Here is a 24,624-nt window from a genome sequence, read left to right on the forward strand (position 1 = left end):
GTCACTCCCTAGCGCGGGAGCTGGTCGCCGTCGCATGCAGCGGGGCGGTCGTTCCGGTTGTTTGGTCGCGGCGACCGGTCGCCGCTCCCCTCGCGAGATCGCGGTCAGTCGCGCTCGGCGAAGCGGGCCTCGCGGCGCTCGATGATGCGGCGGGTGAACGGGACGACCTCCACCACGCGCATGCCCAGGTAAGCGCCGATGAAGGCGAGCACCAGCAGGACGAAGGGGCTGGTGGCCATGCCGTTCAAGGTGATGAAGGCCTGCAGCATCGTGTCGAGCAAGGGTTACTCCGGCGGCTCAGAGGGAAGGAGGAGGGGTTTCAGGCTAACCGGTCATGACCGATGCTTGACGCCAGAATTGCCAAAGGGCGGCACGATTTGCTCATGCCGCCCTTTGTGGATCATGCGCCCCGAACGGGGACGATCAGTGGAAGAAGTGGCGGGTGCCGGTGAAATAGAGGGTGATGCCGGCCTTCTGGGCGGCCTCGATCACCAGGTCGTCCCGGATGGAGCCGCCGGGCTCGACGATCGCCTTGACCCCGGCCTCCGCCAGCACCTCCAGCCCGTCCGGGAACGGGAAGAAGGCGTCGGAGGCGGCCACCGAGCCGGCCGCGCGCTCACCGGCGCGGGTGACGGCCAGCCGGCAGGAGTCGACGCGGTTGACCTGGCCCATGCCCACGCCGACCGTGGCCCCGTCGCCGGCCAGCAGGATGGCGTTGGACTTCACCGAGCGGCAGGCCCGCCAGGCGAACTCCAGGTCGGCCAGCACCTCGGGCGCCACGGCCGCGCCCGCCTTGAGCTCCCAGGTGGACGCGGCGTCGCCGAGCGCGTCCACGCGGTCCACGGTCTGCACGAGCAGCCCGCCGTCGATGCGGCGGAACTCCGTCGGCGCGGACGGGCCCTCCGGGCAGCGCAGCAGGCGCAGGTTCTTCTTCTCGCGCAGCACGTCGAGGGCCTCGGCGTCGTAGGCGGGCGCGATGACGACCTCGGTGAACACCTCGGCGATCTGGCGGGCCAGCTCGGCGGTGACCGGCCGGTTGACGGCGATCACGCCACCGTACGCCGACACCGGGTCGCAGGCGTGCGCCTTGCGGTGCGCCTCGGCCACGTCGGCCCCGATCGCGATGCCGCACGGGTTCTGGTGCTTGATGATGGCCACGCACGGGTCGGAGAAGTCCCAGGCGGCCCGCCAGGCGGCGTCGGAGTCGAGGTAGTTGTTGTAGGACATCTCCTTGCCGTGCAGCTGCTCGGCGCCCGCGAGGCCGCCGCCCGCGCCGTCGGCGTAGAGGGCGGCGCGCTGGTGCGGGTTCTCGCCGTAGCGGAGGGTGGCCTTGCGGTCGTAGGCGACGCCGGTGAACGCCGGGAACTCCTCGCCCGTCCCTTCGCCGCCCGTCTGCCCGAACCAGTTGGCGACGGCCACGTCGTACGAGGCCGTGTGCGCGTAGGCGATGCCCGCCAGCCGCCGCCGCTGCGTGAGGGAGAAACCGCCCTCGTCCAGCGCCTTCAGCACCTCGCCGTAGTAACCGGGGTCGACCACGACGGCGCAGGTGCTGTGGTTCTTGGCCGCGCCGCGGATCATGGCGGGCCCGCCGATGTCGATCTGCTCGACGCACTCCTCGTCGGAGGCGCCGGAGGCCACCGTCTGCTGGAACGGGTAGAGGTTGACCACGACGAGCTGGAACGGGTCGATCTCCAGCTCTTCGAGCTGGGCGACGTGGTGGGGCTTGGTCAGGTCGGCCAGCAGGCCGGCGTGCACGCGCGGGTGCAGCGTCTTAACCCGGCCGTCCAGGCACTCGGGGAACCCGGTCAGCTGCTCGACCTTGGTCACCGGGATCCCGAACGACGAGATCGCGGCGGCCGTGCCACCGGTCGAGACGATCTCCACTCCGGCGCCGTCGAGGGCCCTGGCCAGTTCCTCGAGCCCGGACTTGTCGTAGACGGCGATCAGCGCGCGCCGGATGGCGATGCGAGTCACGTGGTTTCCCCTTCTGATTGGTTGCCGATGCGGACGATGCGTCCGCTGACCGTCCAGCCCTCGCGGGCCATCCGGCCGACGATCTCGACGAGCAGGCGGCGCTCGACGACCTTGATGCGCTCGTGCAGGACCGCCTCGTCGTCGTCCGGGAGCACGGGCACCGCCTCCTGGGCGACGATGGGGCCGGTGTCGACGCCCTCGTCGGCCAGCATGACCGTACAGCCGGTGACCTTGACCCCGTGGGCCAGCGCGTCGCGCACGCCGTGGGCCCCGGGGAACGACGGCAGCAGCGCCGGATGCGTGTTGAGCACAGGGAACGCCTGGAGCGTGGGTGTGCCCAGAATCTTCATGAAGCCCGCCGACACCACCAGGTCGGGCTCGTACGCGGCGATCCTGGCCGCGATCGCCGCGTCCCAATCCGCCCTCGTCGCGTGATCGCCCACTTTTTCGACAAAAGTCGGCACTTGCGCCTTGGTAGCCCTGGCCAGCCCCTCGATCCCCTCCCTGTCGGCACCGACCGCTACCACGCGAGCACCGTACGCCGGGTCGGCGGAAGCGTCCAGAAGGGCCTGTAGGTTGGTTCCAGAGCCGGAGACGAGGACGACGAGCCGCCCAGCCTTAGACACACACACTCCAAAAGAGGAAACAGGGTGGGGGTGCCAGGGTATCTGTTACTGGTCCGGCGACGCAGAGGAGGTCAGGTGTCGACACCGGTGCAGGCACCGGCAGGCCAGCAGCCCGCCGAGTCGGCGGGACGCCGCGCGATCTGGTTGTCGATCGCGGCGCTCGCCATGACGTTCATGTTGCCGCTCGCCGGCCTGGTCATGGCGCTGTTCGCGCTCGTGGCGGGCATCCGGGCGCTGCCGCTGCTGAGGGGGGCGGGCAGGCCCACGGGCATGGCCGTGGGCGGCATCACCGTGTCCTCCATCGCCTTGGCGCTGTCGGCCCTGGCCACGGGCATGCAGCTCTACCTGATGGACGAGTACTCCGCCTACCAGGAGTGCATGAAGGGCGCGGGAACGGTCGCGTCGCAGGGCGAGTGCTTCACCCAGTTCAGGGACGCGGCGCAGCGCAAGCTGCCGTCCGACGTGCTGGAGCTCCTGGGAGCCATGCAGCCGTGACGTCGGGGCCCGTCAGTCGCGGTCCCAGGCGTACGGGTCGAGGTAGATGACCTTGCCGCCGCGGTCGTCGGACTCGTCCACGATGTCCTTGCGCGGCGGCCGGCCGGGGCCGGAGTGGGCCTCGGGCCCGCGCGGGCGGGCCTGGGCCAGCGTCTCGGCCTCGGCCGAGGCGTGCTCGTCCTGCCAGTCGTCCCTGATGACCGGGATCTCCTGGGTGTCGGCCTCGGTGGCGTCCAGCCAGTGGCCGGGCAGCGGGCGCGGGTCCGACTCGGCGAGGCCGACCCTGCTGGCCGCCTTGGCGATCGCCGCCCCGGCCTTGCGCACGGGGGCGGCGGCCTTGTCGAGCGGCGTGCGGGCGCGCTTGTTGAGCAGCAGCAGGTTCGTCACGCCGGCGGAGATGCCGGCCGCGACGCCGACCTCCAGCGCGACCGACAGCGCCACCTCCCACGGCGAGGGGCCCATGGTGGCGAGCCGCCCGCCGCCGATCGGGCCGCCGGACAGCGCCGCCAGCACCCCGGCCACGACGCCCGCGCTGACGCCGGTGAGGAATCCCCAGAGCGGCGCGGCCTCGTACGACGGCGACGGCGAGATGCGCGCCACGAACACCCCGGCCACCGCCCCCGCCGCGAACGGCAGCGCGATCACCGTCATCATCACCGCGGGCACCGGCCCGCTCTCCGGCAGCGCGCCCAGCAGCGGCAGGCTGGGCACGGTGCCGAGCTGCACGCCGGTGGGCGCGACCAGGGTGTCGGCGCCGATCGCGAAGCCGGGGCCGGAGATGTAGGACGAGGCCCAGATGACGGCGTTCAGCAGGTAGAGAAGCTGGAGCAGCGCGAGCAGCACGCCGCCCACGAAGCCGGGCGACAGGACGTCCGAGAGCTGCTTGACCTGGTCGAGGTTGAGCACGACGGCGACCAGCACCAGCACCAGCCCGCCCACCAGCAGCAGCGCCGTGGCGACCGCGGTGCCGACGGTGAGCGCGCGGACCCGTTCGGGCAGCAGGCGCAGCATGACCCGCCACGGCCCGATCATGCGCGCGGTGGCCAGCGCCCCCGCCAGGAACGCCAGCACGAAGTGGCTGAGCAGCGCCTCGCCGATGAACGGCTGGGTGATCTCGTTGCTCGCCACGAGCGCGATCAGCCCGGCCAGCAGCGCGTACGGCGCCGCGAGCGACACCCCGGCCTGCGCCACCAGCACGAGCTGCGCCCGGCGGCGGGCGCGGGACAGCTCGCGCGGGCTGTTCTTGGGCAGCCGGGCGGGCAGGCGCAGCCGCAGGTCGGCGTCGCGGGCCATCCACCGCCCGGCCCGGTACAGCAGCACCGCGGGCAGGATGGTCAGCCCGAGCGGCAGCAGCCCGACCCGGCCGCCGGGGATGGCGAACCCGGCGTGGTGCGCGGCCAGCCAGAGCTGCGCGGCCGTGCGGAAGACGCCGGGCAGGCCCGCGCCGAGCGTGCCGCGCGGCGCGGCGATCCAGCCGACCAGGGTGAGAGTGGTGAGGGCGGCCAGGCCGACACCGAGGGTGCAGGCCGCGGCCAGCATTCCCGACACGGGCAGCGGGCGCCGGCTCTCGTCGTCGTCGCCCGTGACTCCGGGGAGCTTGCCGAGCACCGAGCGGGGGGCAGTCCGCAACTGCTCGAGAATCGCCGTCACAGTAGGCGATTTTCTCAATCTTTCCCGACCAACGCTTGGTTGACGCGCCGCCTTGCCCCATTTCCTCTGCCGAACACCCCGTGCACACGCAAGCCCCGCACGGGCGTCAACCGGGCGGGGCTTTGTCAGGAGACGGCGAAGCACCCTCGCAAGCCCCGCGCGGGCGTGGAGCGGGCGGGGCTTTCTCAGGGGACGGCGGAGCATCCGCGCAAGCCCCGCACGGGCGTGGACCGGGCGGGGCTTGTCGGGAAGCGGCGGGAGCCGCGATCAGCGGGACTGCATGACCTCGCGCATGAGGCGGGCGGTCTCCGAAGGGGTCTTGCCGACGCGGACGCCGACCTTCTCCAGGGCTTCCTTCTTGGCCTGGGCGGTGCCGGCCGAGCCGGACACGATGGCCCCGGCGTGGCCCATGGTCTTGCCCTCGGGCGCGGTGAAGCCGGCCACGTAGGCGACGACGGGCTTGGTGACGTGCTGCTCGATGTAGGCCGCGGCCCGCTCCTCGGCGTCGCCGCCGATCTCGCCGATCATGACGATGGCGTCGGTGTCGGGGTCGTCCTGGAACGCCTGGAGCGCGTCGATGTGCGTGGTGCCGATGACCGGATCGCCGCCGATGCCGACGCAGGTGGAGAAGCCGATGTCGCGCAGCTCGTACATGAGCTGGTAGGTCAGCGTGCCGGACTTCGAGACCAGGCCGATGCGGCCGGCGGTGGTGATGTCGGCGGGGATGATGCCGGCGTTGGAGGCGCCGGGCGAGGCGATGCCGGGGCAGTTGGGGCCGATGATGCGGGTCTTGCCGCCCTTGGCGACGGCGTAGGCCCAGAACTCGGTGGAGTCGTGCACCGGGATGCCCTCGGTGATGACCACGCAGAGCGGGATCTCGGCGTCCACGGCCTCCTTGACGGCGGCCTTGGCGTGGGCCGGGGGCACGAAGACGACCGACACGTCGGCGCCGGTCTGCTCCATGGCCTCCTTGACCGTGCCGAACACCGGCAGGCCCTCGTGGGTGATGCCGGCCTTGCGGGCGTTGACGCCGCCGACGACCTTGGCGCCCGAGGCGAGCATGCGGCGGGTGTGCTTGGTGCCCTCGCCGCCGGTCATGCCCTGGACGATGATCTTGCTGTTCTCCGTCAGCCAGATGGCCATAAGTCACGCACCTACCGCAGCGAGCTCGGCGGCGCGCTTGGCCGCCTCGTCCATCGTGTCGACCAGCTCGACCCGCGGGAGCGCGGCGTCGGCCAGGATCTGCCGCCCGAGCTGGGCGTTGTTGCCGTCGAGGCGGACCACCAGCGGGTGGGTCACGGCCTCGCCGCGGCTCTCGAGCAGCTTGAACGCCGCGACGATGCCGTTGGCGACGGCGTCGCAGGCGGTGATGCCGCCGAAGACGTTCACGAAGATCGACTTGACGTCGGGGTCGGAGAGGATGATCTCCAGGCCGGCCGCCATGACCTCGGCGGACGCGCCGCCGCCGATGTCGAGGAAGTTGGCCGGGGACGGCTTGCCGGGGAACTCCTGACCGGCGTAGGCGACGACGTCGAGGGTGGACATGACCAGGCCCGCGCCGTTGCCGATGATGCCGACGTCGCCGTCGAGCTTGACGTAGTTGAGGTCCTTCTCCTTGGCCCGCGCCTCCAGCGGGTCCTCGGCGGCCTTGTCGGCCAGGGCCTCGTGGTCGGGCTGGCGGAAGGCGGCGTTGTCGTCGAGCGTGACCTTGCCGTCGAGCGCCTTCACCTGGCCGTCGGCGGCGAGGATCATGGGGTTGACCTCGACGAGGGTGGCGTCCTCGTCGACGAAGCAGTGCCAGAGCTTCTCGATGAGCTCGGCGGCCCCGTCGAGCGCCTTCTCCGGCAGGCCGCCGGCCTGCGCGATCTCGCGGGCCTTGTCGCGGCCGACGCCGTCGAGTGCCGAGACCGGCACCTTGGCGACCTTCTCCGGGGTGGTGTGGGCGACCTCTTCGATGTCCATGCCGCCGGCGGCGGAGCAGATCGCGAGGAAGGTACGGTTCGCCCGGTCGAGCAGGAAGGAGAAGTAGTACTCCTCCGCGATCGCGCTGGCCTCCTCCACGAGCACCTTGTGGACCGTGTGGCCCTTGATGTCCATGCCGAGGATGGCGGTGGCCTTCTCGACGGCGTCGGCGGCGTCGTCGGCCACCTTCACGCCGCCGGCCTTGCCGCGGCCACCGGTCTTGACCTGGGCCTTGACGACGACGCGGCCGGTCAGCTCCTCGGCGGCCGCCCGCACCTCCTCCACGGTGTTGGCGACGATGCCGCGCGGCACCGGGATGCCGTAGTCAGCGAAGAGTTCCTTCGCCTGATGTTCGAACAGGTCCACGAGGGTCCGTCCTTGCTTATCCGACTGTTGTTCGACGGCCCGGGCAACCCCGTGCGTGCCGGGCGTTTCCGCCAGTGAAGCCTAGCCCGAAGCTCGACCTCCCCAGGTCATCGGGTCGCGGTTCTCCCGCTATGTGACGGTCATCTCACTTCCGGCGGGAGGGCCCCGATGGGCGGGCTGCGCGAAATGTGCACGGAAAAGACAACGTCACCACGGACCTCCGATATATGGTCGTGATCTTCTATTGGCAGGATTCCTGCTCCCCTCATTCGACTATTCAAGGGAATCTAGTGAAGAGAATTCTCGCGGGCCTGGCCACGGCCTGCGCCGCGACGCTCGTGGCCGTCACGCCCACCGCCGCCCAGGCCGCGCCGGTGGACCCGGTCAAGGCGCTGAAGCAGCAGTACGCGCCCGGTCACGGAGTGCGTTTCGTGGAAAGCGCCCACACCTCCGTCGGCGGCAAGACCATGTCCGCGGAGAAGGCGACCGGCCGGCTCGCGTTCGGAAAGAACGGCGTCGTCGCCAGCGACATTTCCACGCACGGCCGGCGCGGCACGTCCCTCAGCCCGGACCGGATGATCAGCGTGGGCGGGCACGCCTACTTCCAGGGCGGCGTTTACGAAGAAGGGCTGCCCGAGGGCAAGAAGTGGGTGCGTTACGAGCAGCCGGCCGGCGGCACGACGCTGAACCAGCCGCTCGACATCTTCGAGCCGAAGATCCTGAAGGCGCTCGTGTCCAAGGCCAGGAGCGTCAAGGGCGGCACGTACAAGGGTGAGATCACCTACAAGGAGATCGCCAAGCTGTACGGCGAGACGCTGAAGGGCGCGGTCAGCAAGATCAAGGTGACGTACGCCCTCGGCCTGAACAGCAAGGGGCTGGTCAACCGGCTCCGGACGAGCTGGACGCTGGACTTCGGCGTGCTCGGCAAGACCACCGGCACCACCGACACCCGGTACATCGGCTGGGGCTCCCGCGTCACCATCAAGGCCCCGGCGCAGGACACGTGGGTGGACGCCAAGAGCCTCGGCGAGGACAGCGACGTGCCGGAGCAGGTCCCGCAGGACAACCTGCACGTCTTCGCGCACTGAGCCGCCCGGCCCGGTCGCTGCCGTCCTCTCCCTCGCCCCATGGGGGAGGGCGGTGCGCGGTCCCGCGAATCGGCGCGTATGGCCTGGCCTTACGGGCACCGGCGTGCGACATTGCATGATATGGGCAGGGACGTACCCGTCGTTGTGTTCAGCCGCGAGGACCGCCGGAAGTACCGCGAGAAGGTGCGGCGGTGTCTCGACGTCTTCGCCCAGATGTTGCGCGAGTCCCGCTTCGAGGTCGAGCGGCCCCTCGCCGGCCTGGAGATCGAGCTCAACCTCGTCAACGAGCGCGGCGAGGCCGCCATGTGCAACGCCGAGGTGCTGGCCGCCATCGAGCGGCCCGACTGGGCGACCGAGCTGGGCCAGTTCAACATCGAGATCAACATCGAGCCCCAGGAGCTGGGCGGCGACGGGCCGCTGCGGCTGGAGGACGACGTACGCGCCCGGCTGAACCACGCCGAGGAGCGCGCGAGCTCCCAGGGCGGGCACCTGATGCTGGTCGGCATCCTCCCCACCCTGCGCGAGCGCGACGTCGAGGAAGGCTCGCTGTCGGCCAACCCCCGCTACCGGCTGCTCAACGAGCAGATCTTCGCCGCCCGCGGCGAGGACCTGCACCTGTGCATCGAGGGCGTCGAACGCCTCGACACCCACGCCGACAGCATCACGCCGGAGGCCGCCTGCACCAGCGTCCAGCTCCACCTGCAGGTCAGCCCCGAGGCGTTCGCCGCGCACTGGAACGCCGCGCAGGCGATCGCGGGCGCGCAGGTCGCCGTCGCGGCCAACTCCCCCTACCTGTTCGGCAAGGAGCTGCACGAGGAGACCAGGATCGCGCTGTTCGAGCAGGCCACGGACACGCGGCCGGCCGAGCTGAAGGCGCAGGGCGTACGGCCCCGCGTGTGGTTCGGGGAGCGGTGGATCACCAGCGTCTTCGACCTGTTCGAGGAGAACGTCACCTACTATCCCGCGCTGCTCCCCCTCTGCGAGGACGAGGACCCGCGCGCCGAGCTGGAACGGGGCCGCATCCCGCAGCTCCACGAGCTGACCCTGCACAACGGCACGATCTACCGCTGGAACCGGCCCGTGTACGCGGTCGTGGACGGCATGCCGCACCTGCGCGTGGAGAACCGCGTCCTGCCCGCCGGGCCCACCGTCGCCGACATCGCCGCGAACGCCGCCTTCTACTACGGCCTGATGCGCATGCTGCCGTACGACGAGCGGCCGGTCTGGAGCCGCATGTCCTTCCGCGCCGCCGAGGACAACCTGGCCGCCGCCGCCCGGCTCGGCCTTGACGCGCGCCTTTACTGGCCGGGGCTCGGCGAGGTGCCCGCCTCCGAGCTGATCCTGCGCCGGCTGCTGCCGCTGGCGTACGAGGGGCTGGACCGGTGGGGCGTGCACCGTCCCGTCGCCGACCGGCTGCTCGGCATCATCGAGCAACGCTGCCTCACCGGGATGACGGGGGCCGGCTGGCAGGTGCGGCGGGTGCGCGCGGAGGGCGGTGACCGGCACGAGGCGCTGCGGGCGATGACGCTCGACTACCTCGGGCGGATGCATACGAATGAGCCCGTGCACACCTGGGAAGTCTGAAGCGCGTGACCCGCCCTTCCCTCCGCCCCGCTCCTGCCCGCCCCGCTCGTGCCCGCCTCGCTCGTGCCCGCCTCGCTCGGGCCCGCCTCGCTCGGGCCCGCCTCGCTCGGGCCCGCCGCCTCCCGCTCGTCCTGCTCGCCGTGCTCGCGCTGGCGTCGTCCCTGCTGTCCTGCGGCGTGTCCCGGGCGCCGTCCATGGATCCGCAGGGGGACGACTCCTTCGACGACGACCTCCGCGCCGCGCGGACGCTGACCGAGCAGTTCTGGAAGCAGCAGTTCGACCAGCTCGGCCGGACATATCAGCCGATCAACGACTTCATCCCCTACTCCGGCTCCTCGGGGCCGAGCTGCGACGGCCAGCCCGCCGTCCCGAACAACGCCTTCTACTGCCCCGCCGGCCACTTCATCGCCTTCGACCGCGACTGGCTGGAAGGGCTGTGGAGCGAGATGGGCGACGGGTCGGTGTACGTGGTCATCCCGCACGAGTTCGGGCACTCGATCCAGGCCCAGCTCCGCTCCGGCTTCGAGCTGAACGTCCAGGCCGAGCTGCAGGCCGACTGCTACGCGGGCGGCACCCTGTCCGCCCTGGTCGGCTCGGGCGCGCTGCGCGCCCAGGAAGGCGACGAGGACGAGCTGCTGCTCAGCCTGGCGGCGGCCGGCGACCCCTCTGACGACTGGCTCAACCCGGCCGCGCACGGGACCGGCGAGCAGCGGCAGTCGTCGTTCGCGCGGGGGTACCGGAGCGGGGTGGACGCCTGCTGATGACCGCGGGGCCGCTGTCGTCGCCCCAGGGTGTACAGGGCCGTCAACCCAGAGGATGATGTGGTCGATCATGCTTGGGCCGTACCGTTGACCCATGCCACTGGAGGAGATCGGCTGGCTGCGCCGGGGGGCGTGCAGGTCCAGCGACCCTGACCTCTTCTTCCCCCTCGCCCCCTCGCCGTTGCAGGAAGCGCGCGCCAAAGCGGTCTGCGCGGGCTGCCAGGTGCTGGAGGAGTGCCGCTCGTACGCGTTACGGGCCGGCGAGTCGGAGGGCATCTGGGGCGGGCTCACGCCACAGGAGCGGCGCCGGTCCCGCTTCCCGGCCGGCTGGCGCGACTCCGCCGCCGCCTCCTGACCCTTCCCCTGCCCACACGTCCGGCAGAGCGGGCGTCCGGCACGGCGGCGTCCGGCACGGCGGGCGACGTAGCCTGCAGGGGTGATCCTCCCTTCGGTAGCCGTGCTCGCCGCCGCCAACATCCTGAACAACAAGGTCGCCCCCCGCCTGGGCCCCCTGACGTCCACGCTCGCCACGGCCGCGCTCGTCGCGATGGCGCGCAGGTCCGGCCTGTCGTGGCAGGAGATGGGGTTCGAGCACGGCCGCCGCGGCGCGATCGCGGGCGGCGCGCTGGCGGCGGCGGTGGCCGCCGTCTACGCGGCCGGGGTCGCGCTGCCCCGGACGCGGCCGCTGTTCCACGACGAGCGCGCCCTGTCGTTGTCGCGGGCCCGCGTGCTGGAGGAGGCGCTGGTCCAGGTGCCGCTCGGCACGGTGCTGCTGGAGGAGGTCGGCTTCCGGGGCGCCCTGTACGCCATGCTGCGCCGCCGGCACGGCACGGTGGCGGCCACGGCCACGTCCTCGGCGCTGTTCGGGCTGTGGCACATCCTGCCGGCCGTTGACATGGCCCGGGCCAACCCCGCGCTCGGCGCCCTGACCGCGGGCGAGGCGCCCGGGCGCCTGGACACGGCGCGGGTGGTGGCGGGCAGCGTGGTGTCGACGGCGGCGGCGGGCGTGCTGTTCTGCGAGCTGCGGCGGCGCCGCGGCCTGCTGACGCCCGTGATGCTGCATCTGTCGACGAACTCCCTGGGTTACCTGTTCGCCAGGATTGCCGGGAAGAAGAAGAAGGAGGTCACAGGAGCGGCGTGAGCGCAGTCCGGCGCGGTCACGCCGTGGAGACCACCTGGAAGGCCTCGGCGTAGCGGCCGGGGCCGAGGCCGGCCTGCTCGGCCCAGGCGGCGAAGCGGCTCTTGACGTTCTCGGCGAACCCCTCCACGTGCGCCACCTGGCTCACGTGCGCCTGAAGGGCGGCGAGCTTGCGGTCGATGACGTCCGTGATGTCCACCCAGTGGTCGGGGGACGAGCCGCCGGTCAGCCAGACCTCGCGGACGGTCCACGCCTCCAGGCCCTCCTCCAGCAGCAGCTCGGGGTAGGCGTACGGGTTGCGGGCGTCGGGGTAGACGGCGTCCAGGGTGGCGCCGCCGACGGCGCGGTGGTCGGGGTGGCTCGGGGCGATGAAGCGGTAGTTGCGGTCGGGGTGGTGGGTGAGCACGAGGTCGGGACGCACCTGGCGGATCACGCGGGCGATGGAGCGCCGCAGCTCCAGCGACTGCACCACCTGACCGTCGGGGTAGCCGAGGAAGCGCACGTCCGTCACGCCCACCGCCTTGGCGGCGGCGCGCTGCTCGGCGCGGCGCAGCTCGGCCATGCCCGTGTTGTCCAGGGTGCGCTCGTTGCCGCCCGCGTCGCCGTCCGTGACCAGCAGGTACGTGACCTCCACGCCCCGGTCCGCGAAGAGCGCCACGCTCCCCGCCGAGCCGAAGTCGACGTCGTCGGGATGCGCGGTGACGACGAGCACCCGGTTGATCTCGGCCTCCGGCAGCATGGCTCTCCTTCCGAGCTCGACAATCGTTCTCCTGAGGAGGAGAACCGGCACCCGGCGGACGGCATTCCGGGCGCCGTTTGTCGGTGGAGCGTCTTAACCTAGGTGGGTGCCGACCCAAGTCTCTGTTGACCACCCCTTGCTCGACGGCCTCAACCCGCAGCAGCGCGAGGCCGTGATCCATCATGGCAGCCCGCTGCTCATCGTGGCGGGAGCGGGGTCGGGCAAGACTAGGGTGCTCACCCACCGCATCGCCTACCTGCTGGCCGAGCGCGACGTGCACCCGGGCGAGATCCTGGCGATCACGTTCACCAACAAGGCCGCCAAGGAGATGAAGGAGCGCATCGACAAGCTCATCGGGCCGCGCTCGCGGGCCATGTGGGTGATGACGTTCCACAGCGCGTGCATGCGCATCCTGCGGCGCGAGGCCAAGCGGCTCGGGTTCCCCTCCAGCTTCTCGATCTACGACCAGGCCGACTCGCAGCGGCTGATGGCGATGGTCTGCCGCGAGATGGACCTCGACCCCAAGCGCTACCCGCCGCGCTCGTTCTCGGCGCAGGTCAGCAACTTCAAGAACGAGCTGATCGACTACGAGACGGCGCTCGACAAGGCGGGCTCGCACCTGGAGAAGACGCTCGCGCAGGCCTACAAGTCGTACCAGCTGAAGCTGACCGAGGCCGGCGCGATGGACTTCGACGACATCATCATGAACACGGTGACGTTGTTCCAGCTCTTCCCGGAGGTCGCCGAGCACTACCGGATGCGCTTCCGGCACGTGCTGGTCGACGAGTACCAGGACACCAACCACGCCCAGTACGTCCTGATCAGGGAGCTGGTGGGGCATCCCGAGCTGCGCACGGCCGACGGCGAGCAGGTGCGCTCCGGGGCCGACCAGTCCGAGCTGTGCGTGGTGGGCGACGCCGACCAGTCCATCTACGCCTTCCGCGGCGCGACGATCCGCAACATCCTGGAGTTCGAGCGCGACTACCCCGACGCCCGCACGATCCTGCTGGAGCAGAACTACCGCTCCACCCAGAACATCCTGGCCGCGGCCAACGCCGTCATCGCCCGCAACGAGTCGCGCAAGCCGAAGAACCTCTGGTCCGACCAGGGCGACGGCCCCAAGATCGTCGGCTACGTCGCCGACAACGAGCACGACGAGGCCATGTTCGTGGCCCAGGAGGTCGACCGGCTGAGCGACGAGGAGGACGTCAAGCCGGGCGAGGTGGCGGTCTTCTACCGCACCAACGCGGCCTCCCGGGTGTTCGAGGAGATCTTCATCCGCACCGGGCTGCCGTACAAGGTGGTCGGGGGCGTGCGCTTCTACGAGCGCAAGGAGGTCAAGGACCTGCTGGCCTACCTGCGGGTGCTGGCCAACCCGGGCGACGTGGTCTCGCTGCGGCGCATCCTCAACGTGCCCAAGCGGGGCATCGGCGAGCGGGCCGAGGCGATGGTGGAGGCGCTGGCCTCGCGCGAGCGCATCACGTACTGGGAGGCGCTGCGCCGGGCCGACGAGGCGTACGGCATGGCCACGCGCTCGCTCAACGCGGTGCGCGAGTTCGTCGCGATGCTGGAGGAGCTGATGGCCAAGGCGGCGGGCGTGCCGCCGTCGGCGCTGGCCGAGGAGGTGCTGGTGGCCACCGGCTACCGCGCCGAGCTGGAGGCGTCGGAGGACCCGCAGGACGAGTCCCGCCTGGAGAACCTCAACGAGCTGATCTCGGTGGCCTCGGAATTCGAGGAGGCCAACCCGGAGGGCACGCTGGTGGAGTTCCTGGAGCAGGTGTCGCTGGTGGCCGACGCCGACCAGATCCCCGACTCCGACGGCGGCCAGGGCGTCGTCACGCTGATGACGCTGCACACCGCCAAGGGGCTGGAGTTCCCGGTGGTGTTCCTGACGGCGATGGAGGACGGCGTGTTCCCGCACGTCCGCTCGCTCGGCGAGCCGAAGGAGCTGGAGGAGGAGCGGCGGCTGGCCTACGTCGGCATCACGCGGGCGCAGAAGCGGCTCTACCTGACGCGGGCGGCGGTGCGCAGCTCGTGGGGGTCGCCGTCGTTCAATCCCGCCTCGCGCTTCGTCAACGAGGTGCCGGGCGCGCTCATCGACTGGCGTACGGACCCGGAGAAGTCGGCGTGGAGCGCCGCCACCCGCAGGGAGCCCGCGCGACCGGCGCCGGCCAGGAGCGGCGGGGCCGGCGGGGCCGGCGGGCGCAAGGTGCCGTCGTTGTCGCCGGGCGACCGGGTGACGCACGACCAGTTCGGGCTGGGCACGGTGGTGTCGGTGGACGGCGTGGCCGAGCGGACCAAGGTCAAGGTCGACTTCGGCAGCGGCGGGGAGAAGACGTTGCTGCTGGCGTACGCGCCGCTGGAGAAGCTGTGACGAAAGGGGCGCGCCGCCGGCGTCCAGGAGCTGCCGACGGCGCGCCCCTCACCGCTCACCGGGTCAGGAGAGGGCGCTGCCCTTCTTCCACTGGCTGTAGCTGAGCTGCCAGTAGCTCCAGCCGTTGTTCCACTGCAGCTTGCGCTTGGTGCCGGTGATCTTGACGACGTCGCCGCGCTGGGCGAGGTTGTAGAACCACTTGGCGCCGGCGGGGGTGGCGCGGACGCAGCCGTGGCTCTGGTTGGAGCGCCCGAGGTACTGGTAGTAGCCGGCGCTCTGGTGGACGTACTCGCCGCTGTCGGAGATCCGCACGGCCCACGGGATCTCCTCCTTGTAGTAGCGGGGGTCCTTCGGGTCCGTCACGCCCATCCAGGACGAGGTCATGGTCTCCACGGACTTCTTGCCCATGGTGAGGTGGGTGCCGCTGGTGGTGAGGTAGACGTCCACGCCGCCGCGCATGAGCCCGCCGCGACCGGCGCTGATCGGGATCTTCTTGGCCAGCTTGCCGTTGCGGTAGACCTTCATCACGTGCTTCTTGGTGTCGACGAGCGAGATGTTCTGCGCGCCGACGGCGAAGCGACGGGAGACGTCCTTGCCGCCGGTGTTGCCGGGCAGCTCCGACAGCCGCGCCGTGAACAGCACCTTCTGGTACGGCTTCCAGTACGCCTTCGTCCGGTAGATGACCTTGCGCGCCGAGACCCACCGCCAGGCGCCCTCGTTGGGCTTGTCGGACTCCACCTGCAGCAGGGCCTCGACCGTCGCGCGGTCCTTGGTCTTCACGTCACGGTCGAACGTGACGATGATCGGGAAACCGACGCCCACCTTCTCGGTCTTCTCCCCCATGGGGGTGATGTCCGCGATCTCCAGCTTGACCTTCCGCGGGGCCTTGGCCGCGGCGGCCGGGGTGGCGGCCGGGGTGGTGGTGGCCGCGACGGGGACGGCGGCCTGGGTCTGAGGGGCGGCCATGGCCTGGCCTTGCGGGATGGGGGCGATTTCCGCCGCACAGGCCGTCGCCACGACCAGTGCGAGCAACGCCGGAATCATCCGGGTGACGCGCTTCAAGGGGGTTACTCCTGGACTAAGTGCTCATCTACTACCTCTCTGTGTGACAACTGAGAAGGGTGATTCGTAGGCAGCCTGACGATAACTATCCTGTAACGGTCCAAATGGGGCCGAATCGGCCTCAGACCAGGCGGCGCGCGGTGGCCCAGCGGGACAGCTCGTGGCGGTTGGAGAGCTGCAGCTTGCGCAGGACGGACGACACGTGCGTCTCCACCGTCTTCACCGAGATGAACAGCTCCTTGGCGATCTCCTTGTACGCGTACCCGCGCGCGATCAGCCGCAGCACCTCCCGCTCGCGCTGCGTCAGCGAGTCGAGCTCGGGGTCGATCGAGGGCGCCTCGGAGGAGGCGAACGCGTCCAGCACGAACCCCGCCAGCCGCGGCGAGAACACCGCGTCGCCGTCGGCCACCCGCCGGATGGCGTCGGTCAGCTCCTTGCCGCTGATGTTCTTGGTGACGTAGCCGCGCGCGCCGCCGCGGATGACGCCGATGACGTCCTCGGCGGCGTCGGAGACCGACAGCGCGAGGAAGCGCACCTGCGACCCGGCGCCGAGCACCCGGCGCAGGACCTCCTGGCCGCCGCCGCCCGGCATGTGCACGTCCAGCAGGACGACGTCCGGCTGGAGCTCGGAGATGGCCTTGACGGCCGACTCGACGTCCTCGGCCTCGCCCACGACCTCGATCGAGTCGCCCAGCTCGGCCCGCACGCCGGAGCGGAAGAGCCGGTGATCGTCGACGATCAGCACGCGCGTCATTCTTTCTCCACCTTCATCGTCAACATCACTTCGGTGCCCTCGCCCGGCTCCGTACGGATCCGGGCCGAGCCCCCGTGCCGTTCCATTCTGCCGATGATGGACTCCCTGATGCCCATCCGGTCGAGTGGCACCGCGTCGAGGTCGAAGCCCTTGCCACGATCCTTCACGAAAACCGTGACTTCTTCACCCTCCACTTCTGCATATACGGATATCGACGCGCTCTCGGAGTACTTCGCCGCGTTGACCATCGCCTGGCGGGCCGCCTTCATCATGGCACCGAGACGGCCGCCCGAGTCGAAGGGCACGTCGCCGACGCACACCACCTCGATCGGCACGCCGTGCGCGTCCTCCTCCTCGGCCGCGATCCGGCGCACGGCCGCCGCCACCGTCGCGTCGGCGTCCTGGGCCGGCTGGTAGAGCCAGTTGCGCAGCTCGCGCTCCTGCGAGCGGGCCAGGCGGGTCACCTCGCGCGAATCGTGCGCGACCCGCTGGATCAGCGTCAGGGTGTGCAGCACCGAGTCGTGCACCATGGCCGCGACCTCGGCGCGCTCCTCCTGCCTGATGCGCTCCCGCCGTTCGAGCTGGAGCTCCTTCCACAGGCCGGCCAGCCACGGCGCGGCGATGACCGCCAGGCCGCCGACCACCACCACGGTGAACAGCAGCCCCGGCCGCGCCTGCGCCAGCTCGCCCTGCGAATACAGGAACCCGGCCGCGCCGATCACCACCAGCCCGACGCCGAGCAGCGTGCGCACGCGGTTCTTCCTGATGCTGAGCGCCGCCCCGCTCATCCAGCTCCTGCGGCGCTCCGGGTCGGCCTGCTGCCACAGGATCAGCGCGCCGATGCCGCCCACCGCGAACGGCAACATGCCGATGCCGCCCGCCGAGGCCCCCGTCAGCCAGCCGAACGCGGCCAGCGCCACCCCGATCGCGGTGAACGCGGCGAGCTGGCTCCAGTCGCGCTGCGGCGGCTGCCCCTCGTACGGCTGCCGCGGCGTGATCATCCACAGCACGGCGTAGGCGACCATGCCGACCCCGTCCACCACGCTGAGCAGCACGAACATCAGCCTGATCACCACGGGATCGAGCTTGAGCTGCGCGGCCAGCCCCTGGGCCACCCCGCCGAGCAGGCGGCCCTCCATCGGGCGCATCATCCGCCGGTACGGCGCGTCCCCGCCGGTGCCCGGCTCGGCGAGTGTCTTCTGGTCAGCCATAACACCGTCATCGTCACACGCCGGGGGCGAACCGGGCATCAGGGAACGACCCCCGGGTCGGGTCAGGGGTGTCCCGGATGCGGGCGGCGGGCCGGTGGGGCCACGATGGTGACATGACAGAAGCTCCGCCCAGGGAACCGGCCGCTCCCCCCACCGTACTGCGACGCAGCGGCGAGGGGCGCATTCTCATGGGAGTGTGCGCGGGCCTCGGGCGGCACACGGGCATCGACCCGGTGGTGTTCCGGGTGGCGTTCGCCGTGCTGCTCCTCGGGTCCGGGGTGGGGCTCTTCCTGTATATCGCGGCCTTCCTGCTGATGAAGGAGCCCGACGGGAGCCCGGGCCTCATCGAGCAGTGGACCCGGCGCGACTTCGACGCCGAGACCGTGATGGCGCTGCTGACGGCGGTGCTCGGGTTCGGGCTGGGCCTCAACCTGGCCACGGTCTGGATCGACGCCGGGACGCTGGTGGTGGGCGTGTTCCTGGCGGTGTCGCTGCTGGCGGCGCACGCCAACGGGATCGACCTGCTGGGGCTGGCCCGGTCGATGCCCGAGCGGCTGAGCCGCCGGGCCACGGGCGAGCGGCCCGCCCCCTCCTACGCGAGCCACGAGCCGGCTCCCTCGGTGCACCCGGCCGCGTACGCGACGCCCCCGGTGTCGCCGGCCGGGACACGCGTGCAGCCGGTGCCGGAGGCGGCCGGCGCGCCGGAGCCGGCGGCGCGGACCCGCGTCAACGAGGCGCCGGCGGACGAGGCGGCCGCGGCGGCGGGCGCGACCGGGCCCGCGACCCAGGCCGCAGCCCAGGCGGGAGCGCCCGGTCAGGCAGGAGCGCCCGGTCAGGCAGGAGCCCCGCTCAGGGGGAGCGCCCGGCCAGGCCGGGGCAACGGGCCGCGGCGAGCCGGGCGGCGAGGGCGGCGAGGGCGAGCCGGGCGGCGAGGGCGAGGCGGGCGGCGGTGACGCCGTGACGGCCGAGCACCCCGTCCCGCCGCAGCGCCCCCGCGCGTACGAGCCCCGCCCCAGGACCGCCGTCGCCTACGGCGAGCCGTTCGCCCCCCAGGGCCCCTACCGCCCGCTCGACCCCGCCAGGCGCCCCGGCGGCCCTCCAGCCGGCCACCCTGTCAGCCACCCTGTCAGCCACCCTGTCGGCCACCCTGCCGGCGACCCCGGCCTGTCCGGTCCCGGCGGCTACTCGCCGTACGACCCGGCCCTGTACGGCCGCCCCGTCGTCACCCGGCGCCCGCAGCCCCGGCGCCGCCCCAAGTCGTTCATCGGCGCCATCACCCTGCTGCTGGCCATCATCATCGGAGGGATCGTCGTGGCGGTCCAGACCAGGTCCGCCGCCGGGGTGAGCCCCACCATCGTCGGCGGCGCGATGCTCATCACCATCGGCGCCGGCCTCCTCGTCGCGGCCTGGTGGGGGCGCGGCGCCGGGCTCGTGGCCGCGGGCGTCGTGGTGGCGCTCGCGGTGAGCGCCGGGTTCGTGCTGGGCGGCATGCCCCGCAACGTCGGCCCGTCCGAGTGGGCGCCGGGCACGCTGACCGAGCTGGCCGCGACCCCCGTGTACGACGTCGGCGTCGGCGACGGCCGCCTCGACCTGTCGGAGCTGAAACTGTCACCGGGGACGGTCGCGACGGTCGAGGCCCGGGTCTCGGTCGGCACGCTGGAGGTCCTGGTGCCGCCCACGGTGCGGCTGGAGGTGCACGCCAGCAACCGGATCGGCGACATCAAGGTCGACCAGTCGATCAGGGGCGGCGTGGACGTCCGGCTGGACAAGGTGCTGGAGCCGGAGACCGAGCCGGCCGGCAAGGTCTCGACGCTCGTGCTCAACCTGCGGGGCGGGCTCGGCGACATGGAGGTGCGGCGTGCCGCGTGAGATGAGCTCCCGCGAGGAGGGGCGGCCGCGCCGGGTCCACCGCACCGACTGGATGGCGCTGCTCAGCGGCGTGCTCTTCGTCGTCCTCGGGATCCTGGTGGTGACCCGGGCGATCGCGGACGCGCTGGTCCTGCTCGGTGTGCTGGTGCTCGGCCTGGCCTTCGCGGGCCTGATCGCGATCATCGCGCGGGCGGTCCGCGGTAAGTAACCCTTGACCGGGCGAAACACGAGCGTAATTTCGGGTGTGTCCGCCTTTCCCCTGCTCCTTTCAGAGAGGGAGGACGTATGCCCCGAATCTCCGTCACCGTGGACGGGATCGCCTACGAGGAGGACGTCGAGCCGCGGCTCCTCCTCGTCCACCTACTACGAGACCGCCTCGGCAGGACCGGCACCCCGGTCGGCTGCGACACCAGCAACTGCGGCGCCTGCACGGTCATGCTGGACGGCAGGAGCGTGAAGAGCTGCTCGGTGCTGGCCGTCCAGGCCGACGGCTGCGAGGTCGTCACCATCGAGGGCCTCGGCGTCAACGGCTCGATGCACCCGATGCAGCGGGCCTTCCACGAGGAGCACGCGCTGCAGTGCGGCTACTGCACGCCCGGCATGGTCATGGCCGCGATCGACCTGCTGCGGGACGATCCCGACCCGTCGGAGGAGACGATCAGGCAGGGCCTTGAGGGCAACCTGTGCCGGTGCACCGGCTACTGCAACATCGTCCGGGCCGTGCGCCGCGGCGCCCAGGAGATGGGACGGACGGTGAGCACCCCGTGAGCGAGCTGGACGCCGAGGCGCTGGGCGAGCAGATAGCGCACCACAGCGAGCAGATCAGCGGCCCGTCGGCGACGCCCGAGGTGGGCCGGCCGAGGCGGCGCAAAGAGGACGCGCGGCTCCTGACGGGCCGCACCCGGTGGACGGACAACCTGACGCGTCCTGGGATGTTGCACGTGGCGTTCCTGCGCAGCCCGATGGCGCACGCCAGGATCACCCGGGTGGACGTGTCGGGGGCGCGCGGCCTGCCCGGGGTCGTGGCGGCCTTCGGCGGCCAGGACTTCGCCGAGGAGCAGGGCAGCCTGCCGTGCGCGTGGGCGGTCAGCGAGGACATCGTCATCCCCGACCACCCGCCGATGGCCGTGTCGGAGGTGCGCTACGTCGGCGAGGCCGTGGCCTGCGTGGTCGCGACCGACCGGTACCGGGCGGCCGACGCCCTGGAGGCGATCGAGGTCGACTACGAGCCCCTTCCCGCGGTGCTGGACATGGAGGAGGCGCTGGCCGGCGGCGGCCCGAAGGTGCACGAGGCGGGCAACAAGGCGTACAGCATGAAGATGACCTCGGGCGACGTCGAGGCGGCCTTTCGCGACGCCCCGGTCGTCATCGAGCGCACCTTCCGCCAGCAGCGGCTCATCCCGAGCGCGATGGAGCCGCGGGCGGTGCTGGCCGACACCGACGGCGACTCGTACACGGTGTGGTCCAGCACGCAGATCCCGCACGTCCTGCGGGTGATGCTGGCGGTGGTGACCGGCATCCCCGAGCACAAGCTGCGCGTGATCGCCCCCGACGTGGGCGGCGGCTTCGGCTCGAAGCTGCAGGTCACCGCCGAGGAGGTGCTGTGCCTGCTGATGGCCCGCAGGCTGGGCCGGCCGGTCAAGTGGACCGAGTCGCGCTCGGAGGGCAACCTGACCGTGCACCACGGCCGCGACCAGCTCCAGCGCATCCGGCTGGCCGCCGACGCCGACGGGCGGCTGCGCGGGCTGACGGTCGACCTGCTGGCCGACATGGGGGCGTACCTGATGCTGGTCACGCCCGGCATCCCGCTGCTCGGCGCGTCGATGTTCAACGCGATCTACAAGATGGACGCCTACGAGTTCGGCTGCACGGGCGTGTTCACCACGAAGATGCCCACCGACGCCTACCGGGGCGCGGGCCGCCCGGAGGCGACGTTCGGCATCGAGCGCATGATGGACGAGCTCGCCGCCGAGCTGCGCATGGACCCGCTGGAGGTGCGCCGGCGCAACTGGATCAGGCACGAGGAGTTCCCGTACACCACGATCTCGGGGCTCACCTACGACTCGGGCAACTACGAGGCGGCGACCGACAAGGCGCTGTCCATGTTCGGCTACGACAAGCTGCGCGCCGAACAGGCCGACCGGCGGGACCGGGGCGACCCGGTGCAGCTCGGCATCGGGGTCAGCACGTACACCGAGATGTGCGGCCTCGCGCCGTCGCGGCTGCTCGGCGAGTCCAACTACGGCGCGGGCGGCTGGGAGCACGGCTCGATCCGCATGCTGCCGACGGGCAAGGTCGAGGTGATCACCGGCACCAGCCCGCACGGGCAGGGCCACGTGACGTCGTGGAGCCAGATCGTGGCCGACTCGCTCGGCGTGCCGTTCGAGGACGTCACCGTGCTGCACGGCGACACCGCGATCGCGCACAAGGGCATGGACACCTACGGCTCGCGCTCGCTCGTGGTGGGCGGGATGGCGGTGCTGAGGGCGTGCGAGAAGGTCAAGGACAAGGCCCGCACGCTGGCCGCGCACCTGCTGGAGTGCTCGCCCGAGGACCTGGAGTTCGAGGCGGGGGCGTTCAAGGTGCGGGGCACGGACGCGCAGCGCACCATCCAGGAGCTGGCCTACGCCGCGTTCACCGGTCATGACCTGCCCCACGGGGTGGAGGCGCGGCTCGACTCCGACGCCACGTTCGACCCGGAGAACTACTCCTTCCCGCACGGCACCCACCTGTGCGCGGTGGAGGTGGACACCGAGACGGGCATGACGCGGATCCGCTCGTACGTGGCGGTGGACGACGTCGGCACGGTGGTGAACCCGCTCATCGTCGAGGGCCAGGTGCACGGCGGCATCGCCCAGGGCATCGCCCAGGCCCTGTACGAGGAGGCCGCCTACGACGCCGACGGCAACCTGCTCACCACGACGATGGCCGACTACCTGCTGCCGTCGGCGGCCGACCTGCCGGCGTTCCAGCTCGACCGGACCGAGACCCCGGCCACCAGCAACCCGCTCGGCGTCAAGGGCGTCGGCGAGGCCGGCACGATCGCCTCCACCCCGGCCGTGGTGAACGCCGTCGTGGACGCGCTGCGCCCGTCCGGCGTGCGCGACGTCGAGATGCCCTGCACGCCTGAGCGCGTGTGGCGGGCCCTGGAAGGAGCACGCCGATGATCCCCGCGCAGTTCGACTACGTGCGGCCCGGCTCGCTCGCCGAGGCCTCGCAGGCGCTCGCCGCGGACGAGGACGCCAAGGTCCTCGCCGGCGGGCAGTCGCTGCTGCCGCTGCTGCGGCTGCGGCTGGCGTACCCGTCGCGGCTGGTGGACATCGGGCGGCTGCCCGAGCTGCGCGGCGTGCGCGACGAGGGCGACCACGTCTGGATCGGCGCGATGACCACGCACGACGAGGTCGTCCGCTCGGAGGTGGTGAGGTCCGGCTGCCCGCTGGTGGCGATGGCGACCGCGCAGGTGGCCGACCCGGCGATCCGGCACCGCGGCACGTTCGGCGGCTCGCTGGCGCACGCCGACCCGGCGGGCGACCTGCCGGCGGTGGTGCTGGCGCTGGACGGCGTGTTCGTGGCGAGGTCGGCGCGGGGCGAGCGGGAGCTGCCGGCGGCCACGTTCTTCGTCGACTACCTGGAGACCGCGCTGGACGCCGGGGAGATCCTGACCGGCGTCCGCATCCCGAAGCTGGGCGCGGGCTGGGGCTTCCACTACGAGAAGTTCCACCGGACGGCGCAGGCGTGGGCCATCGTCGGCGTGGCGGCGGCGGTCAAGCGGTCGAACGGCTCGATCGCCGAGGCCAGGATCGGGCTGACGAACATGGGCCCGACGCCGCTCCGGGCGCACGCGGCCGAGGCGGCGCTGGCGGGCGTGGAGCTCGGCGACCAGACGCGGCAGGCGTGCGAGGAGGCGGCGGCCGACACCGAGCCGCCCGCGGACCTGCACGGGCAGCCGGACTACCGGCGGCATCTGGCGAGGGTGCTGACCCACCGGGCGGTGCGCGCCGCCACGGGCGCGCCCTGACGGCCGCGGCGGGGGCGCCTCTTCCGGGGCGCCCCCGCCCCGTCGTAGTGTCGGGAACCATCGGCAGAAGGAGCAGATTCGATGGCGATGCGGTTCGAGCACGAGTTCACTGTTCCGGTTCCGGTCGAGCAGGCGTGGGCCGTGCTGCTCGACGTCGAGCGGGTGGCGCCGTGCCTGCCGGGGGCGACGCTCGACGTCCACGAGGGCGACGAGTTCACCGGCAGGATGAAGGTCAAGGTCGGCCCGATCACCGTCACCTATCGCGGCTCGGCCAGGTTCGAGGACGTGGACAAGGACTCCTACTCGCTCACCATCGCGGCCTCCGGCAAGGAGGCCCGCGGCTCCGGCACGGCCTCGGCCACGGTCCGGGCCCGCATGTCGCCGCGCGAGGACGTCACGGCCGTGGCCGTGGAGACGACGTTCCACGTGACGGGGCGGCCCGCGCAGTTCGGGCGCGGGGTGATCTCCGAGGTGGGGGCGCGGCTGCTGGACAGGTTCGCCGGCAACCTGGCGGAGCTGCTGTCCGAGCCCAAGGAGCAGCCCAGGGAGCAGCCCAAGGAGCAACTGAAGGAGCAGCCCGAGCAGGTGGAGGCGGAGCAGGCCGTCGTGGAGGAGCAGGCGGAGAGCCGGGAGGAGGGCCGGGAGGAAGGCAGGGAGGAGCGGCATCTGACCGCCGTCCCCTCGCCCGAGCCCGAGCCGGCGGCGGCGCCGGCCCGCGCGCAGGGCACCGTCCGCACCTCGCGCTCGCCCGACGAGGAGGCGCTCGACCTGCTGGAGATCGCCGGGCAGCCGGTGCTCAAGCGGCTCGCGCCGGTCGCGGGCGCGGTCGTGGCGCTGCTGATCCTCGTCTGGGTGATTCGTCGCCTTAGGCGGTGATTTTCGGCAAATACTCCATCAAGTCCGGACACTTCCCTCGGCCCGGGGGAACCCTTCCCGCAGGTGGTTCGACCAGC

Annotated in this window: 24 protein-coding genes; 14 read left to right on the forward strand and 10 right to left on the reverse strand. The window is 71.7% G+C overall.

Annotated elements, in window-relative coordinates; translation table 11 throughout:
- Positions 1-104: 104 nt before the first annotated feature.
- From MF672_RS47520 to purN, 3 genes are all read right to left on the reverse strand, one after another.
- The gene (locus MF672_RS47520) at positions 105-281 is read right to left on the reverse strand and encodes a hypothetical protein (protein ID WP_242379007.1); all 177 of its coding nucleotides are present in this window, start codon (positions 279-281) and stop codon (positions 105-107) included.
- Between the two features lie 142 nt (positions 282-423).
- Positions 424-1,974 carry a bifunctional phosphoribosylaminoimidazolecarboxamide formyltransferase/IMP cyclohydrolase gene (gene purH, locus MF672_RS47525; protein ID WP_242379009.1) on the reverse strand — a complete coding sequence of 517 codons (1,551 nt, stop codon included), beginning with the start codon at positions 1,972-1,974 and terminating at the stop codon, positions 424-426.
- Positions 1,971-2,600: a phosphoribosylglycinamide formyltransferase gene (gene purN / locus MF672_RS47530; protein ID WP_242379011.1), complete on the reverse strand. Its 630-nt coding sequence runs from the start codon at positions 2,598-2,600 to the stop codon at positions 1,971-1,973. The genes purH and purN overlap by 4 nt, the downstream gene beginning before the upstream one ends.
- A gap of 75 nt (positions 2,601-2,675) precedes the next feature.
- On the opposite strand from purN, the gene MF672_RS47535 reads away from it, so the two are divergent.
- Complete coding sequence (locus tag MF672_RS47535; protein ID WP_242379013.1) at positions 2,676-3,095, forward strand: hypothetical protein; 420 nt, start codon at positions 2,676-2,678, stop codon at positions 3,093-3,095.
- Between the two features lie 12 nt (positions 3,096-3,107).
- Here MF672_RS47535 and MF672_RS47540 read toward each other — a convergent pair whose 3' ends face one another.
- The 3 genes from MF672_RS47540 to sucC all read right to left on the reverse strand — a co-directional run bounded on the left by MF672_RS47540 (position 3,108) and on the right by sucC (position 7,073).
- A complete protein-coding gene (locus tag MF672_RS47540) occupies positions 3,108-4,745 on the reverse strand; it encodes a cell division protein PerM (protein WP_242379016.1) in 1,638 nt (545 codons plus the stop codon).
- 267 nt (positions 4,746-5,012) lie between these two features.
- Complete coding sequence (gene sucD / locus MF672_RS47545; RefSeq protein ID WP_242379018.1) at positions 5,013-5,888, reverse strand: succinate--CoA ligase subunit alpha; 876 nt, start codon at positions 5,886-5,888, stop codon at positions 5,013-5,015.
- 3 nt (positions 5,889-5,891) lie between these two features.
- A complete protein-coding gene (sucC, locus tag MF672_RS47550) occupies positions 5,892-7,073 on the reverse strand; it encodes an ADP-forming succinate--CoA ligase subunit beta (RefSeq protein ID WP_242379021.1) in 1,182 nt (393 codons plus the stop codon).
- Positions 7,074-7,363: 290 nt separating this feature from the next.
- On the opposite strand from sucC, the gene MF672_RS47555 reads away from it, so the two are divergent.
- The 5 genes from MF672_RS47555 to MF672_RS47575 all read left to right on the forward strand — a co-directional run bounded on the left by MF672_RS47555 (position 7,364) and on the right by MF672_RS47575 (position 11,647).
- On the forward strand, positions 7,364-8,161 hold the full coding sequence (locus MF672_RS47555) for a hypothetical protein (RefSeq protein WP_242379025.1): 798 nt from the start codon (positions 7,364-7,366) through the stop codon (positions 8,159-8,161).
- 120 nt (positions 8,162-8,281) lie between these two features.
- Complete coding sequence (locus tag MF672_RS47560; RefSeq protein WP_242379027.1) at positions 8,282-9,745, forward strand: glutamate-cysteine ligase family protein; 1,464 nt, start codon at positions 8,282-8,284, stop codon at positions 9,743-9,745.
- Positions 9,746-9,885: 140 nt separating this feature from the next.
- Positions 9,886-10,506, forward strand: a complete 621-nt coding sequence (locus MF672_RS47565; protein WP_242379028.1) for a neutral zinc metallopeptidase — start codon at positions 9,886-9,888, stop codon at positions 10,504-10,506.
- 94 nt (positions 10,507-10,600) lie between these two features.
- The gene (locus tag MF672_RS47570) at positions 10,601-10,861 is read left to right on the forward strand and encodes a WhiB family transcriptional regulator (RefSeq protein WP_242379029.1); all 261 of its coding nucleotides are present in this window, start codon (positions 10,601-10,603) and stop codon (positions 10,859-10,861) included.
- Between the two features lie 81 nt (positions 10,862-10,942).
- Positions 10,943-11,647 carry a CPBP family intramembrane glutamic endopeptidase gene (locus MF672_RS47575; RefSeq protein ID WP_242379036.1) on the forward strand — a complete coding sequence of 235 codons (705 nt, stop codon included), beginning with the start codon at positions 10,943-10,945 and terminating at the stop codon, positions 11,645-11,647.
- 16 nt (positions 11,648-11,663) lie between these two features.
- Here MF672_RS47575 and MF672_RS47580 read toward each other — a convergent pair whose 3' ends face one another.
- Positions 11,664-12,383 (reverse strand): PIG-L deacetylase family protein, encoded by a 720-nt coding sequence (locus tag MF672_RS47580; RefSeq protein ID WP_242379037.1) that lies wholly within the window; start codon positions 12,381-12,383, stop codon positions 11,664-11,666.
- Positions 12,384-12,519: 136 nt separating this feature from the next.
- On the opposite strand from MF672_RS47580, the gene pcrA reads away from it, so the two are divergent.
- Entirely contained in the window at positions 12,520-14,757 is a 2,238-nt protein-coding gene (gene pcrA, locus MF672_RS47585; RefSeq protein WP_242379049.1) for a DNA helicase PcrA, read from the forward strand.
- 63 nt (positions 14,758-14,820) lie between these two features.
- On the opposite strand, the gene MF672_RS47590 is transcribed toward pcrA, so the two are convergent.
- From MF672_RS47590 to MF672_RS47600, 3 genes are all read right to left on the reverse strand, one after another.
- Positions 14,821-15,819 carry a L,D-transpeptidase gene (locus MF672_RS47590; protein WP_242379039.1) on the reverse strand — a complete coding sequence of 333 codons (999 nt, stop codon included), beginning with the start codon at positions 15,817-15,819 and terminating at the stop codon, positions 14,821-14,823.
- 121 nt (positions 15,820-15,940) lie between these two features.
- On the reverse strand, positions 15,941-16,573 hold the full coding sequence (locus MF672_RS47595; protein ID WP_242379040.1) for a response regulator: 633 nt from the start codon (positions 16,571-16,573) through the stop codon (positions 15,941-15,943).
- Positions 16,570-17,784: an ATP-binding protein gene (locus MF672_RS47600; RefSeq protein ID WP_242379041.1), complete on the reverse strand. Its 1,215-nt coding sequence runs from the start codon at positions 17,782-17,784 to the stop codon at positions 16,570-16,572. The genes MF672_RS47595 and MF672_RS47600 overlap by 4 nt, the downstream gene beginning before the upstream one ends.
- 113 nt (positions 17,785-17,897) lie before the next feature.
- On the opposite strand from MF672_RS47600, the gene MF672_RS47605 reads away from it, so the two are divergent.
- The 7 genes from MF672_RS47605 to MF672_RS47635 all read left to right on the forward strand — a co-directional run bounded on the left by MF672_RS47605 (position 17,898) and on the right by MF672_RS47635 (position 24,547).
- Complete coding sequence (locus MF672_RS47605) at positions 17,898-18,737, forward strand: PspC domain-containing protein (RefSeq protein ID WP_302893419.1); 840 nt, start codon at positions 17,898-17,900, stop codon at positions 18,735-18,737.
- A 4-nt stretch (positions 18,738-18,741) separates the two neighbouring features.
- On the forward strand, positions 18,742-19,653 hold the full coding sequence (locus MF672_RS47610) for a cell wall-active antibiotics response protein (protein ID WP_242371955.1): 912 nt from the start codon (positions 18,742-18,744) through the stop codon (positions 19,651-19,653).
- Positions 19,643-19,861, forward strand: a complete 219-nt coding sequence (locus MF672_RS47615; RefSeq protein WP_242371957.1) for a hypothetical protein — start codon at positions 19,643-19,645, stop codon at positions 19,859-19,861. The genes MF672_RS47610 and MF672_RS47615 overlap by 11 nt, the downstream gene beginning before the upstream one ends.
- Positions 19,862-19,938: 77 nt before the next feature.
- A complete protein-coding gene (locus MF672_RS47620) occupies positions 19,939-20,421 on the forward strand; it encodes a (2Fe-2S)-binding protein (protein WP_242371959.1) in 483 nt (160 codons plus the stop codon).
- A gap of 53 nt (positions 20,422-20,474) precedes the next feature.
- On the forward strand, positions 20,475-22,820 hold the full coding sequence (locus tag MF672_RS47625) for a xanthine dehydrogenase family protein molybdopterin-binding subunit (protein ID WP_407654830.1): 2,346 nt from the start codon (positions 20,475-20,477) through the stop codon (positions 22,818-22,820).
- Positions 22,817-23,671, forward strand: a complete 855-nt coding sequence (locus MF672_RS47630) for an FAD binding domain-containing protein (protein WP_242371962.1) — start codon at positions 22,817-22,819, stop codon at positions 23,669-23,671. The genes MF672_RS47625 and MF672_RS47630 overlap by 4 nt, the downstream gene beginning before the upstream one ends.
- Positions 23,672-23,752: 81 nt before the next feature.
- The gene (locus MF672_RS47635) at positions 23,753-24,547 is read left to right on the forward strand and encodes an SRPBCC family protein (protein WP_242371964.1); all 795 of its coding nucleotides are present in this window, start codon (positions 23,753-23,755) and stop codon (positions 24,545-24,547) included.
- Positions 24,548-24,624: the final 77 nt, after the last annotated feature.

Source organism: Actinomadura luzonensis (assembly GCF_022664455.2).
Taxonomy (GTDB): Bacteria; Actinomycetota; Actinomycetes; order Streptosporangiales; family Streptosporangiaceae; genus Nonomuraea; species Nonomuraea luzonensis.

Coding starts and splice junctions, on each gene's coding strand:
- MF672_RS47635 (WP_242371964.1), top strand. CDS start 23,753: ATGGCGATGCGGTTCGAGCACGAGTTCACTGTTCCGGTTCCGGTCGAG.
- MF672_RS47570 (WP_242379029.1), top strand. CDS start 10,601: ATGCCACTGGAGGAGATCGGCTGGCTGCGCCGGGGGGCGTGCAGGTCC.
- MF672_RS47595 (WP_242379040.1), bottom strand. CDS start 16,573: ATGACGCGCGTGCTGATCGTCGACGATCACCGGCTCTTCCGCTCCGGC.
- MF672_RS47580 (WP_242379037.1), bottom strand. CDS start 12,383: ATGCTGCCGGAGGCCGAGATCAACCGGGTGCTCGTCGTCACCGCGCAT.
- MF672_RS47560 (WP_242379027.1), top strand. CDS start 8,282: ATGGGCAGGGACGTACCCGTCGTTGTGTTCAGCCGCGAGGACCGCCGG.
- MF672_RS47600 (WP_242379041.1), bottom strand. CDS start 17,784: ATGGCTGACCAGAAGACACTCGCCGAGCCGGGCACCGGCGGGGACGCG.
- MF672_RS47605 (WP_302893419.1), top strand. CDS start 17,898: ATGACAGAAGCTCCGCCCAGGGAACCGGCCGCTCCCCCCACCGTACTG.
- MF672_RS47630 (WP_242371962.1), top strand. CDS start 22,817: ATGATCCCCGCGCAGTTCGACTACGTGCGGCCCGGCTCGCTCGCCGAG.
- MF672_RS47620 (WP_242371959.1), top strand. CDS start 19,939: ATGCCCCGAATCTCCGTCACCGTGGACGGGATCGCCTACGAGGAGGAC.
- sucD (WP_242379018.1), bottom strand. CDS start 5,888: ATGGCCATCTGGCTGACGGAGAACAGCAAGATCATCGTCCAGGGCATG.